We start from the raw sequence: 17,985 nt of genomic DNA, 5'->3' as shown, positions 1-17,985 counted from the left end.
GTGTGCCGGGTAAGCGAAACGCTACCCGGCATAAGAACTAACGCAGCTGTTGTTGACGAATCGTCGCTTTCACCAGACGCCAGGCGCTCCAGGCACCAAAGCCGCGGCGGGCCCAGCGGATCAGCATATTTGGATGACGAACCGTCCAGATAGCCATCACGCTGCTTCCGACCAGCGCCCATGAGCGCAGGCTCAGGAAGGTATTCCAGCCCCGGTCAAAACGACGCGTCGCGTCAACCCAGTCGCGACGACTGGCAGACAAATCCAGCCGTTGCTGCTGGATCTGACTGAGCAGGAATGCTTTTCGCTTCTGACGTTCGGCTTTATCGCTCACGGCTTGTCATCCTCCAGCAGGGCGCGATCGTTGGCCAGTTCCTGGCGCGTATGGCGCAGGAAAGTGGATTTGCGTGCTTTACGCATCGTCCATATGCCGCCAATCAGTGCCGCAACCAGCAGAACAACGGTGGTGGCAATCATCGCGTTGAGTCGATATTGCGGGTCAATGGCCCAGATGATTAATACCATCAGGCTCATCAGACCAAACGCGGCGAAGAGCATGGTAAGCCCGAGCATCAGCAGCATCTGGAAAAGGTTCGCTTTCTCCTCTTCCAGTTCAACCACTGCCAGCCGGACGCGCGTTTCGGCAATCCCGACCAGCGTCGTCAGAATACGCTGGCCGATGCCGAGGACGTTGTTAGCAGGCCCTTGTGCGTGACGAGGATCTTCCATATTAACGACGCGTCAGCAGGACACCCAGTACCACACCTACCGCGGCACCAATCCCTACACCCGTCCACGGATTATCGCGAACATATTCGTCCGCGCGAGCTGCCGCTTCGCGGGTCTGTTTCGCCAGTGCATCACCGGTTTCACCCAGGCGATAACGGCTCTCTTTCAGCGCCTGCTCAGCTTTGCTGCGCAGTTTGCTGACCTCTTCTTTTGACTTATCTGCAGAGGAGTTCAGCACCTCTTCCAGGGTATCGGCCAGGGATTTCAGTTCAGCGCGCAGATTTTCAGACGTCGTATCTTTTGACATGATTCTCTCCTGTTGAGATTTCCGTTAACTCAATAATCGCGAGCTTCCAGCGCTTTCAGGTCGTCCTGCGCTTCTTTCAACTTCTTCTCGCGCTTAGCAATTTTTTCCGCATCCCCTTTCTCTTTCGCTTCCTGCAGGTCGTGACGGCGCTCGGCTATCTCGTCCTTCTGTTCAGCGATTTTTTTCTGGTGATCGGCACGTAGCTTGCTGTCAGAACAGTTCGCTTTCACTTCGCTCAGCGCTTTTTTGAGACCCTCAACACGATGCTGATTGTTATGCTTTTCGGCATAACTGATCTCACGCTGAATATCCTGTTCTTTCTCCTGACAGAGAGAGTTGGCAAAGGACGCTGTGCTTAAAGAAAAAAGGGCCAGAGCCAGAGTAATGCGGAATTTCATTATCGAAACCTTCCATTGTGTTGCGGCGTGAGCCGCTATCCAGAGTCAAGCGGAGTACATTCATGGGGTGCTCCGCGTACTTAAGCATAGTAAGTAAACGGGGGATTCACCAAAGTGAGTGAAAAGATTCGGAATCCTGGTAATTATCCAAATCTATGCGACGAATCGCGAATCAGTGACAGCCAGGCTGCAGGCTGGTTGTCATCTTCCTGCTGGGCAATGATATAACCGTGCGGCAGCGTACGGTCGAGCACCACTTTCGCGGCGGCACTCTGCGCACGGGAATCAAACTTAATCAGTAAAACATCGTCCTGCGGGGTAATGCTCTTAAAGCGGATGCCGTTGGCATCAAGATGATGCCACACCGAAAAACCGTCAGGCACGCTGACACCCTGACTCACCGGGCGAATGGCCAGCGTCGATTCCTGATGCGAAAGCGTCGTCCAGGCCAGGAACATGAGGCTGAGCAACCCCAGGGCAATCATGGCCACGGCAAAACGGCGCACGGCAAGCGGTGAGATAACCATCGTTAACCTCTGGCCCCGTATTTCTTCTTCCACAGCACCACCAGCGAACCGACCAGACCAAAGACCAGCAGAACCACCGGTAACAGCATCAGGCAGGACATGAGCTGATCTTCATATTTCATGAAGACCGGCGTTTTGCCCAGCGCATAGCCCAGCGTGGTCAGGATCAGAACCCACAGCAGGCCGCTCATCCAGTTGAAGAACTGGAAGCGGGTGCTGCTTAATCCGGAAAGACCCGCAATAGTTGGCAGCAGGGTGCGTACAAAGGCGATGAAACGGCCAATCAGGAGCGCGGAAAGCCCGTGCTTATGGAAAAGATGGTGCGCCCGCTGGTGATAATGCGCAGGAAGGTGGGAGAGCCAGTTCTGCACCAGACGCGTATTGCCCAGCCATCGTCCCTGGATATAGCTCACCCAGCAGCCAAGGCTGGCGGCGATGGTCAGTAATAAAATGGTTTGCGGAAAGGCCATTGCCCCTTTGGCACACAGCACGCCGACGAGCACCAGTAAGCTGTCGCCAGGTAAAAAGGCGGCAGGCAGTAAACCGTTCTCAAGGAACAGAATCATAAATAAGACGAAGTAGAGCATGCCAATCATGGAAGGGTTGGCCAGCGTTTCAAAATCCTGCGCCCAGAGGGCATGCAGTAGTTGGGTCAAAAGTTCCATTCAGTGTTCCTGGAAATCGGTTAACGTCACGCCTGTTATCCGGGACAAACAGCACGGCGACATTGTTGTGATTTCATTATGGTCGCTCGCGGACACATTGAGGTGTGGCCAACACTGTTCCCTGTTAATTGGCTGGTTAGCAAGCACTAACTTACAAAATAACGAATTGAATCCAATTGTAACAAAGCCCAAGGTTCTGCGTCACAGAATTTGCAGGGGTGTGATGATTTTGGCGTAAGCCATGGAGGGGAGCGAGGGGATTTACAAAGGCTGACACTATATATGTTTTGCTTACCCACCTCTGCCAGAAGGCGCAGCGAAGCGCCTGCCAGCGAAAAGGTAAACTATTTTGCCGCACTGGCTGCCGTATCGAGATGAACGACAGGATTATCGGCAAAAAGATAGCGGTCAGCGTTAAATTCGAAGTCATCGCTGGTTTCATTGAACAGCATCTGCTTGGTGTTTTCCAGGTGCTGCCACATCGCCAGTTTTGCCGCATGGGGATCTTTGCGAATCAGCGCTTTAAGGATCTGATCGTGATCGTCGCACCAGTTATCCACGGTGCGGGAATCGATGTGATCGTGCAGTTTTTTCCAGTACGGGTTGTGAACGCGCTGAGTCCACATTTTTTCCACGATTGCCGCCAGCGCCGTGTTTTGCGTTGCCAGCGCGACCTGAACGTGGAACTGCAGGTCCCACTCTGAATCACGGAAACATTTTTCCTTGCGCGCGTTTTCCTGGATTTCCATCAGCTTCATGATGTCCTGCTTGGTCACCTGGGTCGCTGCAAATTCCGCAATATTGCTTTCGATAAGCTGGCGCGCCTGGAGCAGTTCAAACGGACCGTAGCTGGCGAATTCGAGACTTTCGTCGGCGACCGGGGAGTGTTTCGGCTGATTAGAAATCACGTGAATGCCGGAGCCTTTGCGAACTTCAACGTAGCCTTCCACTTCCAGCATGATAATCGCTTCACGCACCACGGTGCGGCTTACGCTTTTTTCATCAGCGATAAAGCGCTCAGCGGGGAGTTTATCACCGACAAGGTAGACACCTTGCTCGATGCGATCTTTCAGCTCGGCAGCAAGTTGTTGATATAAACGACGTGGTTCGGTGATTTCCATATGCGCTCCAGGCAGGGTACGGCGGATTATTTGTTATACCACTTTTGCGTGCCAGTCTCCAGATTTTGCCATGAAAAAAGCCGCCCGGAGGCGGCTTCTGTGACATCAGGAGGGGCGCTAACTTTGCGTTGCCGGTCCCCCCAGGGACTCTTTTAGCACCTCTTCTGCCGACTTACTTTTCAGCACCGTCCAGATAACCACTGCACCCATCAGGTCGAAGATAGCCAGTACGGCAAACAGCGGGCTGAAGCCGATGGTGTCCGCCAGCGCACCCACCACCAGAGCAAACAGGGTGCTCGCCGTCCAGGCAGCCATACCGGTCAGGCCGTTAGCGGTAGCCACTTCGTTACGCCCAAAGACGTCAGAAGAGAGTGTAATCAGCGCACCGGACAGTGACTGGTGGGCAAAACCACCGACGCACAGCAGGGCGATTGCCACATACGGGCTGGTGAAGAGGCCGATCATGCCCGGGCCAATCATCAGCACTGCGCCCATCGTCACGACCATTTTACGGGAAACGATCAGGTTCACGCCAAACCAGCGCTGGAACAGCGGTGGCAGATAACCGCCAACGATACAGCCCAGATCGGCAAACAGCATTGGCATCCACGCGAACATCGCAATCTCTTTCAGGTTAAAGCCGTAGACCTTAAACATGAACAGCGGGATCCAGGCGTTGAAGGTCCCCCAGGCGGGTTCGGCGAGGAAGCGCGGCAGGGCGATACCCCAGAACTGACGGGTACCCAGAATCTGCCAGACCGTCATTTTTTTGCCGTTGTTGGTCTGATGCTGAGCTTCCTGACCCCCAATGATGTATTCGCGTTCGTCTTCAGACAGTTTTTTCTGATCGCGCGGGTGTTTATAGAAAATCAGCCACGCCATGGCCCACGCAAAGCTCAGTACACCAGAGATAATGAACGCCATCTGCCAGCTGTGCATCACGATAGCCCACACCACCAGCGGTGGTGCAATCATCGCACCGATGGAAGAACCGACGTTGAAATAGCCGACGGCAATAGAACGCTCTTTCGCCGGGAACCACTCAGAGCTGGCTTTCAGCCCGGCCGGGATCATTGCCGCTTCCGCTGCACCTACCGCACCACGTGCCAGCGCCAGACCGCCCCAGCTGCCTGCCAGCGCCGTGGCGCCGCAGAAAATAGCCCAGGCGATGGCGAAGAAGGCGTAGCCGATTTTGGTCCCGAGAATATCCAGAACATAGCCTGCGACAGGCTGCATGATGGTGTAAGCCGCGGAATAAGCAGCAATGATGTAGGAATATTGCTGAGTGGAGATATGCAGCTCTTCCATCAACGTCGGGGCTGCGGCTGCCACGGTGTTACGTGTCAGGTAGCCCAGCACGGTGCCTAACGTCACCAGTGCGATCATATACCAACGTAACCCTTTAATTTTACGCATCTAAAACCTCATCGTTATGTTAATTCCGTGCCTTGCACGGCAACCTCTCGACCGTGTCCGGGAGCGGTTGTGTAACGGGAGGGGCATAACCGGGAGATGTCCCGGAACGGCCCGAACCTTGCCATAAGTAAGCGTGCATAAGTCGGTATCCGTACCGTTAAAACCGATGTTTTCACACCGGGAATGCATTCCGTCGGCTTAGTGTTTGCGACGGCGAAAAGATAACTTGTCATACAACTTTAAAAGGTGAGTGACATCACAAATGCATGATTATTTGTAGGGACATTATGTGTTACGGATAAAGCCAGTCCTGGCGCGGCCTGGCGAAGGGTTTACCTCATTTGAGGTAATTAATTTGTCTGCGTTTATTGATCTAACTCACGAAAAAATGTTCTGTCTCTGGAAATTGGTGTGATAACTTTGCAGCATCTGAGCATAAGCTTTCTGACGCTCTCGTTACGAGGAAGACGATAATGACACCGTTTATGACCGAAGATTTTCTGTTAGATACCGAATTTGCTCGCCGCCTGTACCATGACTACGCCAAAGACCAGCCAATTTTCGACTACCACTGCCATTTACCGCCGCAGCAGGTTGCCGAAAATTACCGTTTCAAAAACCTGTATGACATCTGGCTGAAAGGTGACCACTACAAATGGCGTGCGATGCGCACCAACGGCGTGGCGGAGCGCCTGTGTACCGGTGATGCAAGCGACCGCGAGAAGTTTGACGCCTGGGCGGCGACCGTTCCGCACACCATCGGCAACCCGTTATATCACTGGACGCACCTTGAGCTGCGCCGTCCGTTCGGCATCACCGGAAAGCTGCTCTCCCCGGCTACCGCCGATGAAATCTGGGATCGGTGCAATGAATTACTGGCGCAGGATACCTTCTCCGCCCGCGGCATCATGAAGCAGATGAACGTGAAGATGGTGGGGACCACTGACGATCCGATTGACTCCCTGGAACATCACGCGGTGGTCGCCCGCGATACCTCGTTTGATATTAAAGTGCTGCCAAGCTGGCGTCCGGATAAAGCCTTTAATATCGAACAGGCGACGTTCAATGATTACATGGCGAAGCTGGCGGAAGTGTCTGACACCGACATTCGTCGTTTTGCAGACCTGCAGAGCGCGCTGACCAAACGTCTGGACCACTTCGCGGCACACGGCTGTAAAGTCTCTGACCACGCGCTGGATGTGGTGATGTTTGCGGAATCAAATGAAGCTGAGCTTGATAGCATTCTGGCACGTCGCCTGTCCGGTGAATCCCTGAGCGAGCACGAAGTGGCACAGTTCAAAACGGCGGTGCTGGTCTTCCTCGGTGCGGAATATGCTCGTCGCGGTTGGGTGCAGCAATACCACATTGGTGCCCTGCGCAATAACAACCAGCGTCAGTTTAAACTGCTGGGCGCGGACGTGGGCTTCGACTCCATCAACGATCGCCCGCTTGCGGAAGAACTTTCTAAGCTGCTGAGCAAACAGAACGAGCAAAATCTGCTGCCAAAAACCATCCTCTACTGCCTGAACCCGCGCGATAACGAAGTGCTGGGTACCATGATCGGTAACTTCCAGGGTGAAGGTATGCCAGGCAAGATGCAGTTCGGTTCCGGCTGGTGGTTCAATGACCAGAAAGACGGGATGGAGCGTCAAATGACGCAGCTGGCGCAGCTGGGTCTGTTAAGCCGCTTTGTGGGCATGCTGACCGACAGCCGTAGCTTCCTTTCTTACACGCGCCACGAATATTTCCGCCGCATTCTGTGCCAGATGATTGGCCGCTGGGTGACCGCGGGTGAGGCCCCTGCCGATATTCAGCTGCTGGGCGAAATGGTGAGAAACATCTGCTTTAACAATGCGCGCGACTACTTCGCCATTGAACTGAACTAAGGCCGTTTGAGGTTGATATGCAATACATCAAAATCCATTCGCTGGATAACGTTGCCGTCGCGCTGGCGGATCTGGCCGAAGGTGAAGTTGTCACCGTTGATAACCAGACGGTAACCCTGCGTCAGGCGGTGACTCGCGGGCATAAGTTTGCCGTGAAGCCGATCGCCCAAGGAGACAACGTTGTTAAATACGGTCTCCCGATTGGTCATGCGCTGGCGGATATTGCGCCGGGTGAGCATATTCATTCCCACAACACCCGCACCAATCTGAGCGATCTGGACGAGTACAGCTATCAACCTGATTTAGCGGCGGAAGAAGCGCAGGCGGCGGATCGCGAGGTACAGATCTACCGCCGGGCGAACGGTGAGGTGGGGATCCGCAACGAGCTGTGGATCCTTCCCACCGTCGGCTGCGTGAATGGGATCGCGCGTCAAATCCAGACGCGTTTCCTGAAAGAGACCCACGACGCCGAAGGTACGGACGGTGTGCACCTGTTCAGCCACACCTACGGCTGTTCTCAGCTTGGCGACGACCACATCAACACCCGCACCATGCTGCAAAACATGGTCCGCCACCCGAACGCGGGCGCGGTGCTGGTGATTGGCCTGGGCTGCGAGAACAATCAGGTGGATGCGTTTCGCGACACGCTGGGTGAGTTTGACCCCGAGCGCGTGCACTTTATGGTGTGTCAGCACCAGGATGATGAAGTGGAAGCGGGCATTGAGCACCTTCACCAGCTGTATGAGGTGATGCGTCACGACAGGCGTGAGCCGGGCAAGCTGAGTGAGCTGAAGTTTGGCCTGGAGTGCGGCGGGTCTGATGGCCTGTCCGGGATCACCGCGAACCCGATGCTGGGCCGCTTTTCAGACTATGTGATCGCCAACGGCGGTACGACGGTGCTGACAGAAGTGCCGGAAATGTTCGGCGCTGAACGTATTCTGATGAGCCACTGTCGCGACGAAGAGACGTTTGAGAAGACCGTCACGATGGTGAACGACTTCAAACAGTACTTTATCGCCCACAACCAGCCGATTTATGAAAACCCGTCTCCGGGTAACAAAGCGGGCGGGATCACCACGCTTGAAGAGAAGTCTCTCGGTTGCACGCAAAAAGCGGGTGCCAGCCCGGTGGTTGATGTCCTGCGCTACGGTGAACGTCTGAAAACGCACGGTCTGAATTTGCTCAGCGCACCGGGTAACGATGCGGTTGCGACCAGCGCGCTGGCCGGCGCCGGCTGCCACATGGTGCTGTTCAGCACCGGGCGCGGGACACCGTACGGTGGCTTTGTGCCGACGGTCAAAATCGCGACCAACAGCGAGCTGGCAGCGAAGAAAAAACACTGGATCGACTTTGATGCAGGCCAGTTAATCCACGGCAAAGGGATGCCGCAGTTACTGACGGAATTCGTGGATACCATTGTAGAGTTTGCCAACGGCAGACAGACCTGTAACGAGAAGAATGACTTCCGCGAACTGGCGATCTTCAAGAGTGGCGTGACGCTGTAAGTGTGGTGCGGGTGATGCCCTCAACCCTGTGGAGAGGGTCAAACACTAAAACGGCAACCTTCGGTTGCCGTTTTGCTTTACGTTTGTCACCGGGCTTTTGTTTACCCGCGTAACGCGTTCTTCGCTAAACGCGCGTCTTCCGCCTGGCATGCCGCTGCGGTGAACAGCACGTCCGTTGAGGAGTTCAGCGCGGTTTCGCAGGAGTCCTGCAATACACCGATGATAAAGCCGACGGCCACTACCTGCATGGCAATCTCATTCGGGATACCGAACATATTGCACGCCAGTGGGATCAGCAGCAGCGAACCACCCGCCACACCCGATGCACCACACGCACACAGCGACGCCACCACGCTCAACAACAGCGCCGTGGGCAGATCGACCGGAATGCCCAGCGTATGCACAGCCGCCAGCGTCAGCACGGTAATGGTAATTGCCGCACCCGCCATATTCACGGTCGCACCCAGCGGGATGGAAACCGAGTAGGTGTCGCGATCCAGATTCAGCTTCTCCGCCAGCGCCATGTTAACCGGAATGTTTGCCGCAGAGCTGCGGGTGAAGAATGCATACACACCGCTCTCGCGCAGGCAGGTTAACACCAGCGGATACGGGTTACGGCGGATCTGCCAGAACACCAGCAGCGGGTTAATCACCAGCGCAACCAGCAGCATGCAACCAATCAGTACCACCAGCAACTGCGCATAGCCCAGCAGTGCGCCAAAGCCGGTGGTCGCCAGTGTGGAAGAGACCAGACCGAAGATGCCGATTGGCGCAAAGCGAATCACAATTTTGACCATAAAGGTCACGGCGTTCGACACGTCGTTGACCAGGTTTTTCGTTGTTTCGTTGCCGTGACGCAGGGCAAAACCAAGACCGATCGCCCAGACCAGGATGCCGATGTAGTTAGCGTTCATCAGTGCCGTAATCGGGTTAGAGACCATGCTCATCAGCAGGCCGCGCAGCACTTCCACAATACCGGATGGCGGGGTGATATCACCCGCAGCGCTGGTCAGGTGCAGCGAGGACGGGAACAGGAAGCTGAAAACGACGGCTGTTAAGGCTGCAGAGAAGGTGCCCAGCAGATACAGGAACAATATAGGGCGAATGTTGGTTTTTTGTCCGTGTTGATGATTGGCAATTGACGCCATGACCAGCATCAGCACCAGCACCGGTGCCACGGCTTTCAGTGCGCCAACGAAAATGGTGCCAAGCAGCCCCGTCGCTTCCGCAGCCGGTTTTGACACCATTGCCAGCAGAATCCCCAGTACCAGCCCTACCAGAATTTGTTTAACGAGACTGCCTTGCGCCAGGCGCGCAAAGAGACCAGTTGATTGTGTGCTCATAAAAATTCCTAAGTGAAATTGCGTTCCATCCTTTATGTGCTCTAAGTCACATTTATGTCCGGATGTAAGAAAATGTTTGCCTGGTTGAGTATAGGGAAACCGGATGCGGAGGGAAGCGTAAAATGCTGCATTTTACGTGTTGCGTCATAGTTTTTAACTATTCATTTACAAAAGTGTGCTGGCCCTCTCCCTGGGGGGAAGAGGGCCAGCGTAAAGGCAGCAGGAAGGACCGTAATTACTCCACCTGTTGCTTCTTATCGTGCTGACGATTAACCCAGGTATTGATAAGCAACGTCACGATCAGAATGCCAAACACCGCACCGAGCGAGATAGCGATAGGGATGTGGTAGAAATCGACAATCAGCATCTTGATACCGATAAACACCAGGATCACCGACAGACCATATTTCAGCATTGAGAAGCGCTCAGCCGCGCCTGCCAGCAGGAAGTACATGGCACGCAGACCGAGGATGGCGAACAGGTTAGATGTCAGCACAATGAACGGGTCAGTGGTGACCGCGAAGATAGCCGGAATGCTGTCTACCGCGAAAATCACATCGCTCAGCTCAACCAGAATCAGCACCAGCAGCAGCGGCGTGGCAAAAAGCAGGCCGTTCTTACGCACGAAGAAGTGCTCGCTCTCGATCTTGTCGGTCATGCGCAGATGACCACGGATCCACTTCACCAGCGGACGGTCGCCAATGGCGGAGCCATCTTCTTTTGCCAGCGCCATTTTGATCCCGGTGAACAGCAGGAATGCGCCGAAGACATACAGCAGCCATTCGAACTGCGTGATCAGCCAGCTTCCGGCGAAGATCATAATCGTACGCAGGATAATCGCACCCAGCACGCCGTACACCAGCACGCGACGCTGCAGGGCCGCAGGCACGGCAAAGTAGCTAAACAGCATCAGCCAGACGAAGACGTTATCGACCGCCAGGGCTTTTTCAATCAGATAGCCGGTGAGGAACGCGAGCGCCTGAGGATCGGCAACCGCGCGGCCTTCCGTTGAGGCCAGGTACCACCAGAAGGCAGCACAGAAGAGCAGGGAGAGGGTGACCCACACCAGTGACCAGGCCGCAGCCTGTTTCATCGTCATGCCATGTGCGCCGCGACGCCCCTGCAAAAAGAGGTCGATCGCCAGCATGATGAGCACGACAACCGCGAATCCGCCCCACAACATGGGAGTGCCGACAGAATGCATACTATTTTCCTTACACATAAAAAACAAAAACGGCCATGGTCAGAAGACGATAGCCGTTAGCTTTTTATGCATAGACCTCGCCTTCCGGCAAGGTCTCACTTACAACCAAAAAGACAGGCTTTTTGATTGCCCGGCGACCGGATGCGGTTTTGCACGCATCGTAATGACGATCCACCGGCAAGGAAGTTACTCCCCTTTGCAGGTAACAAAATATGTCAGACCAGTGATTTCGTCAATGGTCTGCACCGTTTCATTACACAGCTTTACGCGATAGCTTCTGCGCCCACGCCATCTGCAGGGAAGACTACGCCGGTTTGACGGCGGATCTCGGTTTGCAGTTTCGCCGTGGTGCGGCTGACCGCCAGCCCAGGGTGATTCACTTCGTTGTCTTCCACCAGACGGGCGAAGACCTCTGCCTCATAGAGCATAGTGTTAATATGCTGAGGCTGCGTCAGCTCCTGCGCTTTGCCGCCGCGTGGGACAATGCTCAGCTTCTGACACTCGGAAATCTTCTCGATAACCAGTGAGCCCGCTTCGCCCTGAATTTCGCTGGGCAGAACGGAATCGCTCACCTTGGAGTGCTGCAGCGTAACGCTGAAATCACCGTAATCCAGCACCACGATGCCGTGCGCATCCACACCGCTTTCCAGCAGGCTGGCCGTGGCGGTGACGCCGTGCGGCTCGCCCCACAGAGCCACGGCAGAGGCCAGACAGTAAAAACCGATGTCCATAATCGAGCCGTTAGAGAAGGCAGGGTTAAAGGTGTTCGGGTTTTCACCGTCCAGATAACGCTGATAGCGCGACGAGTACTGGCAGTAATTAATAAACGCTTTACGCACTTTGCCAATCTTCGGCAGAGACTGCTGTAACAGCAGGAAGTTTGGCAGGCTGGCGGTTTTGAACGCTTCGAACAGCACCACCTGATTGTCGCGGGCAAGCTGAATCGCGGCTTCCACTTCCTGAATGTTCGAGGCCAGCGGCTTCTCGCAAATCACATGTTTTTTATGGCTAAGAAACAGCGACGTTTGCGGAAAGTGCAGGGAGTTTGGGCTGGCGATGTAGACCGCGTCAATGGCGTCACTTTGCGCCATCTCATCGAGCGACGTGAACAGATGTTCAACCAGATAGTCGTTCGCGAAACTCTGCGCCTGCTCCAGGCTGCGGGAATAGACTGCGGTGAGCTTAAATTTGCCGGTTTCATGGGCGGCGTCGACGAACTGGCGGGTGATCCAGTTCGTGCCAATAACTGCGAAACGTATCATAAACGTTTACGTACTCCGTAGCAGGGAACCTTTAGCCACTGTAGCACGTGATTATTGCAAAACCAGTGCGCTACTGCGCATTACTCTTTAACGATAAATGCGTAAGCCATAAACGGGTATCGAACTCCAGCTGGTGGTACTGCGGCTCCATATGGCAGCACAGGGAGTAGAAGGCCTTGTCGTGCTCTTTTTCCTTCAGGTGTGCCAGCTCATGCACCACGATCATCCGCAAGAACGCTTCCGGCGCGTGACGAAACACGGTAGCAACGCGGATCTCCGCTTTCGCTTTGAGCTTGCCGCCCTGAACACGGGAAACGGCAGTGTGCAGGCCGAGCGCGTTTTTCAGCACATGGATCTTGTTGTCGTACATCACCTTATTGATGGGTGGCGCGCTCTTCAGATAGGTGTTTTTCAGATCCTGGGTATACTGCCAGAGCGCCTTATCGGTCGCGAAGTCATGCGTCCCCGGATAGCGTTTTTCCAGCACCGTGCCCAGCTTTTGCTCGGCAATTAAGCTGCGAACCTGAGAAAGTAAGTTCTCCGGGTAGCCCTGGAGATAAGTTAGTTGGTTCATCAACGCCCCAATTTGACAATAAAACGGGTATACTCACGCACCCTTTTCAGGGATAACGCCGAAATTTTACCATTCAGGAGGGCCGATGAGCCACTTAGACAACGGTTTCCGTTCACTCAACCTTAAACGTTTCCCGGAAACGGACGACGTTAACCCGCTTCAGGCGTGGGAAGCGGCGGATGAATATCTGCTGCAACAGTTGGATGACACTGAAATCAGCGGCCCGGTTTTGATCCTGAATGACGCATTTGGCGCGCTGGGCTGTGTTCTGGCAGAACACACGCCTTACAGCATCGGTGATTCCTACTTGAGCGAGCTGGCGACGCGGGAAAACCTGCGCCACAACGACATCGACGAATCCAGCGTTAAGTTCCTCGACAGCACCGCGGACTACCCGCAGGCGCCGGGCGTGGTGCTGATCAAAGTGCCAAAAACAATGGCGCTGCTTGAACAACAATTGCGCGCACTGCGCAACGTCGTAACCCCACAAACGCGTATTATCGCGGGTGCCAAGGCGCGTGATATCCATACCTCAACGCTGGAACTGTTCGAGAAAGTGCTCGGCCCAACCACCACGACGCTGGCCTGGAAAAAAGCGCGTCTCATTAACTGTACTTTCAGTGCCCCGGAACTGGCCGACGCGCCAGAAACCCTGAGCTGGACGCTGGAAGGCACTGACTGGACAATCCACAACCACGCGAACGTCTTCTCCCGCACCGGCCTTGATATCGGGGCGCGTTTCTTTATTGAAAATCTGCCGGATAACCTGGAAGGCGAAATCGTCGATCTGGGCTGTGGTAACGGTGTGATTGGCCTGACGCTGCTGGCGAAGAACCCTGAAGCGAGCGTTGTATTTAGTGATGAGTCGCCGATGGCGGTGGCCTCCAGTCGTCTGAACGTTGAAACCAACATGCCGGACGCGCTGGATCGCTGCGAGTTTATGATTAACAACGCGCTGTCGGGCGTTGAGCCGTTCCGCTTTAACGCCGTGTTCTGTAATCCCCCGTTCCACCAGAAACACGCCCTGACGGATAACGTCGCCTGGGAGATGTTCCACCATGCACGCCGCTGCCTGAAAATTAACGGCGAGCTGTATATCGTGGCGAACCGTCACCTGGACTACTTCCACAAGCTGAAGAAGATCTTCGGTAACTGCACCACGGTTGCCACCAACAACAAGTTCGTGGTGCTGAAATCCGTCAAGCTGGGTCGCCGCCGCTAACGCGGGGCGCTGAGTTTACACCGGCCTGCCTCGCGTGCAGGCCCGGTGAGCGTTGCGTCACTCAGAGACTCAAGGCCAGCGTTGTCCCCTGCGCAATGGCGCGTCGCGCATCCAGCTCCATCGCCACGTCGCATCCGCCGATCAGGTGTACCGTTTTTCCCGCCTCACGTAGCGGATCCACCAGATCGCGCTTCGGCTCCTGACCCGCACATAAAATCACATGATCCACCTGCAGCAGCTGCGGCTCACCGCCGATCAGCACGTGCAGCCCCGCGTCATCGATCTTCTGATAGCTCACCGACGGTATCATCTTCACCCCGCGAGAGAGCAGGGTTGCGCGATGGATCCAGCCCGTGGTTTTGCCCAGTCCTTCACCGGGTTTGCTGGCTTTACGCTGCAGCATGACGATCTGACGCGGGCTTTTCGGCAGCTGGGGTCCTTCCGGCCGCAAGCCGCCGGACTGGTTAAGGCTGGTGTCGATACCCCATTCCACGCAGAAGTCGGCAATGTTCTGGCTGGTGGGTTCGCCGGGCTGACTTAAGTACATCGCGGTATCGAACCCGATCCCGCCGCAGCCGATGATCGCCACTTTTGCCCCCACCAGCGCTTTGTCACGCAAAACGTCCAGATAGCTCAGGACTTTCGGATGATCGATGCCCTCGATCGCAGGCCTGCGTGGTGCGATCCCGCTTGCCAGGATCACCTCATCGTACTCCATTACATCCGCCGGGTTTACAAACTGGTTGAGGCGCAGATCCACGCCCGTCAGGTCGATCATTCGGCGGTAATAGCGCAGGGTTTCGTAAAATTCTTCTTTGCCCGGGATCTGTTTGGCGATATTGAACTGCCCGCCAATCTCAGCGGCGGCATCGAACAACGTCACGCTGTGGCCGCGCGAGGCGGCATTCACCGCAAACGCCAGACCCGCCGGGCCGGCACCGACCACGGCCAGGCGTTTTTTATTCACCGCCGGGAAAATCGGCATTTTGGTTTCGTGGCAGGCGCGGGGGTTGACCAGACACGAAGTGACCTTGCCAACAAAAATCTGATCCAGACAGGCCTGATTACAGCCGATACAGGTGTTAATCTCATCTGCACGCCCGCTCTGCGCTTTGGAAAGCAGCTCGGCATCTGCAAGGAACGGACGCGCCATGGAGACCATGTCGGCATCACCGGCGGCGATCACATTTTCCGCCACCTGCGGGTCGTTAATGCGGTTAGTGGTCACCAGCGGGACAGACACTTTCCCTTTCAGCTTGCGCGTGACCCAGCTGAACGCCGCGCGTGGCACCGGCGTGGCGATGGTCGGAATACGCGCCTCGTGCCAGCCGATGCCGGTATTGATGATGGTCGCGCCGGCGGCTTCAATCGCCTGCGCCAGCTGTACGGTTTCGTCGAACGTCCCGCCGCCTTCCACCAGGTCGAGCATCGACAGGCGGTAGATAATAATAAAATCCGCCCCGGCACGTTCACGCACGGCGCGCACCACTTCCACTGCAAAGCGCATGCGGCGCGCGTAGTCGCCACCCCACTCATCGTCGCGCTGGTTAGTGCGGGCCGCGAGGAATTCGTTGATCAGGTAGCCTTCCGAGCCCATCACCTCAACACCGTCATAGCCCGCTTCACGCGCCAGTGCCGCACAGCGGGCGAAGTCGTCAATCAGCGTCAGGATCTCATCGTGGCTGAGGGCATGGGGCGTAAAGCGGTTAATCGGGGCCTGAATGGCCGACGGTGCGACCAGATTCGGTTGATAGCTGTAACGCCCGGTGTGCAGGATCTGCAGGGCAATTTTCCCGCCCTCCCGGTGAACGGCGTCAGTGACCACGCGATGATGCGGCAGCTGGCTGGCGTCGTTCAGCACCGCACCGCCTTCCATCCCCACGCCAGAAGGCGCAGGGGCCACCCCGCCGGTAACAATCAGCGCCACCCCGTGACGTGCACGCTCGGCATAGAAGGCCGCCAGACGTTCGGCCCCGTCCGGATGTTCTTCAAGCCCGGTATGCATTGAGCCCATTAGCACGCGGTTTTTAAGGGTGGTGAACCCCAGATCGAGGGGGGCAAATAACGACGGGTAGTGGCTCATAGTCTCTTCCAGTGTAAAATTATTGTTATGTGGTCGGATGAGTTACTAATTTAGCCAGCGATGAGTAAAAGGGAAAAGGGGAATGCGGCGATTGTGATGGGATTCAAATATTGGTGTGGCCTGATGCCCTCTCCCTGAGGGAGAGGGGGCGTTATAGCTCTCAGGGAGAGGGGGCACGCACTAAGCCCGGTGCCTGCCACATCGATGTCGTCAGTCCGCTGTCCACCAGCCCAAGCTGGTCGGCATAAACGGCCTGCCACTTCTGCATCATACCGTCATACAGCTCCCGGTGCGCCGGGTTTGGCGTGAACTCGCGGCTCCACTTCACCAGCCGTTCGCCTGTCGCCGCCATATCCGAAAACAGCCCGGCTCCCGTTCCGGCAGCAATCGCACAGCCCAGCGCTGTCGCCTCTTTCACTTGCGGGACGCGTACCGGCAGACCGGTCACGTCGCTTAAAATCTGGCTCCACAACGCGCCTTTCGAGCCACCGCCTGCAAACACCAGACCGTCGAACGTTACCCCTGAGAACCGTGAGATCTGCGTCAGGTTACACGCCGAGACAATTGCCGCGTTCTCTTCCAGCGCACGGAACAGCGTGGCTTTGTTGCATTTTTCCGGGTCGATAGAGAGGTTAATAAACGACGGCGCGGCGTGATACCACTGCTTGAAGTGCATAGCATCTGAGAAGATCGGCATAACACCGTGTGAACCGGCAGGCACGCGGCTGGCCATCTCCTCAAGCAGGGAGTAAGTGTCCATTCCCATCCGCTCCGCGATGAGTTTCTCTTCCGCGCAGAAGGCGTCACGGAACCAGCGCATGGTCAGGCCGGTAAAGAAGGTGATCGACTCCGCCTGCGCCATGCCGGGGATCACATGCGGATTCACGCGGATGTTCATCTCCGGGTCGGTGCGTACCTGCGGCAGGTTGACCACCTGCTGCCAGAAGGTACCGCCCAGCACGGCCGTTTGCCCGGCCCGCACGACGCCTAACCCAAGACAGCCAAGCTGCACATCGCCACCGCCCATCACCACCGGCGTGCCTTCGCGCAGGCCGCTCTGCTGTGCGGCATCTTTGGTGATCGCACCGAGCACGGTACCGGTCTCCTTCACCGGAGAGAGGATATCGGCACGCAGCCCGGCCATGTCGAGCAGCGCCGGACGCCAGTCACGGGAGAAGAGATCCAGCATACCGGTAGTCCCGGCATTGGACGGATCAACGGCCAGCTCGCCGGACAGTTTTGCCGCCAGCCAGTCGCTTATCATGGTGATCGTGGCGGCTTTGCGATAGATGTCCGGACGATGGTGCGCCAGCCACAGCAGGCGCGGCATGGCGCTCAGGGCCAGGGTCTGGCCGGAGACGTCATACACTTCGGATTCAAAACGGTAGTCGTGGATCTCTTTGAGTTCGGCTACCTCGCGGCTGGCGCGGGCATCGACGTTGGCGCACGCCCAGATGGCGTCGCCGTTGCGGTCATACAGCACGATCCCCTCGCGCATTGAGCAGCAGGCCACGGACTGGATATCCGCTGCGCTCAGGCGGGCGCGCTCCAGCGCCTGATGAATACACTGGCAAGTGAGCCGCCAGTTAATATCGAGATCAAACTCCATCGAGCCCGGCACATTCTCCACGCTCAGGTGTTTCCACTCGGCCTGGCCGACGGCAACCTGGTTGCCCTGCAAATCGAAAATTACGGCGCGAACGCTGCCTGTCCCTGCATCTAACGCTAAAAGGTAACTCATGA

General features: G+C 56.1%; 17 protein-coding genes. 3 read left to right on the top strand and 14 right to left on the bottom strand.

The genetic code is table 11. From position 1 onward, the window contains the following. Positions 1–37: 37 nt before the first annotated feature. From HV242_RS20300 to HV242_RS20265, 8 genes are all read right to left on the bottom strand, one after another. Entirely contained in the window at positions 38–334 is a 297-nt protein-coding gene (locus HV242_RS20300; RefSeq protein ID WP_020883574.1) for a YqjK-like family protein, read from the bottom strand. After that, positions 331–729 (bottom strand): phage holin family protein, encoded by a 399-nt coding sequence (locus HV242_RS20295; RefSeq protein WP_013098867.1) that lies wholly within the window; start codon positions 727–729, stop codon positions 331–333. The genes HV242_RS20300 and HV242_RS20295 overlap by 4 nt, the downstream gene beginning before the upstream one ends. A gap of 1 nt (position 730) precedes the next feature. Further along, the gene (locus tag HV242_RS20290) at positions 731–1,036 is read right to left on the bottom strand and encodes a DUF883 family protein (protein WP_003862645.1); all 306 of its coding nucleotides are present in this window, start codon (positions 1,034–1,036) and stop codon (positions 731–733) included. A gap of 29 nt (positions 1,037–1,065) precedes the next feature. Further along, entirely contained in the window at positions 1,066–1,434 is a 369-nt protein-coding gene (locus HV242_RS20285) for a DUF1090 domain-containing protein (protein ID WP_014171729.1), read from the bottom strand. 143 nt (positions 1,435–1,577) lie between these two features. Then, positions 1,578–1,961: an EnvZ/OmpR regulon moderator MzrA gene (gene mzrA, locus HV242_RS20280; protein WP_020883575.1), complete on the bottom strand. Its 384-nt coding sequence runs from the start codon at positions 1,959–1,961 to the stop codon at positions 1,578–1,580. A gap of 2 nt (positions 1,962–1,963) precedes the next feature. Beyond that, positions 1,964–2,626: a DedA family general envelope maintenance protein YqjA gene (gene yqjA, locus HV242_RS20275; protein ID WP_014171727.1), complete on the bottom strand. Its 663-nt coding sequence runs from the start codon at positions 2,624–2,626 to the stop codon at positions 1,964–1,966. Between the two features lie 344 nt (positions 2,627–2,970). Continuing rightward, the gene (gene exuR / locus HV242_RS20270) at positions 2,971–3,747 is read right to left on the bottom strand and encodes a transcriptional regulator ExuR (protein ID WP_014171726.1); all 777 of its coding nucleotides are present in this window, start codon (positions 3,745–3,747) and stop codon (positions 2,971–2,973) included. Positions 3,748–3,864: 117 nt separating this feature from the next. After that, the gene (locus HV242_RS20265; protein ID WP_014171725.1) at positions 3,865–5,163 is read right to left on the bottom strand and encodes an MFS transporter; all 1,299 of its coding nucleotides are present in this window, start codon (positions 5,161–5,163) and stop codon (positions 3,865–3,867) included. 473 nt (positions 5,164–5,636) lie between these two features. On the opposite strand from HV242_RS20265, the gene uxaC reads away from it, so the two are divergent. Beyond that, complete coding sequence (gene uxaC / locus HV242_RS20260) at positions 5,637–7,049, top strand: glucuronate isomerase (RefSeq protein ID WP_040018780.1); 1,413 nt, start codon at positions 5,637–5,639, stop codon at positions 7,047–7,049. A 17-nt stretch (positions 7,050–7,066) separates the two neighbouring features. Continuing rightward, entirely contained in the window at positions 7,067–8,554 is a 1,488-nt protein-coding gene (locus HV242_RS20255) for a UxaA family hydrolase (protein WP_014171723.1), read from the top strand. Between the two features lie 101 nt (positions 8,555–8,655). Here the strand turns inward: HV242_RS20255 and sstT are convergent, their stop codons facing one another. From sstT to HV242_RS20235, 4 genes are all read right to left on the bottom strand, one after another. Next, on the bottom strand, positions 8,656–9,897 hold the full coding sequence (gene sstT / locus HV242_RS20250; RefSeq protein WP_014171722.1) for a serine/threonine transporter SstT: 1,242 nt from the start codon (positions 9,895–9,897) through the stop codon (positions 8,656–8,658). A gap of 235 nt (positions 9,898–10,132) precedes the next feature. Further along, complete coding sequence (locus HV242_RS20245; RefSeq protein ID WP_063858574.1) at positions 10,133–11,101, bottom strand: TerC family protein; 969 nt, start codon at positions 11,099–11,101, stop codon at positions 10,133–10,135. A 263-nt stretch (positions 11,102–11,364) separates the two neighbouring features. Further along, complete coding sequence (locus HV242_RS20240; protein ID WP_014171720.1) at positions 11,365–12,363, bottom strand: Gfo/Idh/MocA family protein; 999 nt, start codon at positions 12,361–12,363, stop codon at positions 11,365–11,367. Positions 12,364–12,433: 70 nt separating this feature from the next. Next, entirely contained in the window at positions 12,434–12,937 is a 504-nt protein-coding gene (locus HV242_RS20235; protein ID WP_032679016.1) for a YgjP-like metallopeptidase domain-containing protein, read from the bottom strand. A gap of 85 nt (positions 12,938–13,022) precedes the next feature. Between HV242_RS20235 and rlmG the strand changes: the two genes are divergently transcribed. After that, the gene (gene rlmG / locus HV242_RS20230; protein WP_050737318.1) at positions 13,023–14,159 is read left to right on the top strand and encodes a 23S rRNA (guanine(1835)-N(2))-methyltransferase RlmG; all 1,137 of its coding nucleotides are present in this window, start codon (positions 13,023–13,025) and stop codon (positions 14,157–14,159) included. 61 nt (positions 14,160–14,220) lie between these two features. On the opposite strand, the gene HV242_RS20225 is transcribed toward rlmG, so the two are convergent. Beyond that, a complete protein-coding gene (locus tag HV242_RS20225) occupies positions 14,221–16,242 on the bottom strand; it encodes an NADPH-dependent 2,4-dienoyl-CoA reductase (protein ID WP_050737317.1) in 2,022 nt (673 codons plus the stop codon). A gap of 160 nt (positions 16,243–16,402) precedes the next feature. Further along, a complete protein-coding gene (lsrK, locus tag HV242_RS20220; RefSeq protein ID WP_041162869.1) occupies positions 16,403–17,983 on the bottom strand; it encodes an autoinducer-2 kinase in 1,581 nt (526 codons plus the stop codon). Positions 17,984–17,985 lie beyond the last annotated feature (2 nt).

The sequence above is a fragment of the Enterobacter sp. RHBSTW-00593 genome, from assembly GCF_013784105.1.
Taxonomy (GTDB): domain Bacteria; phylum Pseudomonadota; class Gammaproteobacteria; order Enterobacterales; family Enterobacteriaceae; genus Enterobacter; species Enterobacter ludwigii.
This window is presented reverse-complemented; position numbering and strand designations above follow the sequence as displayed.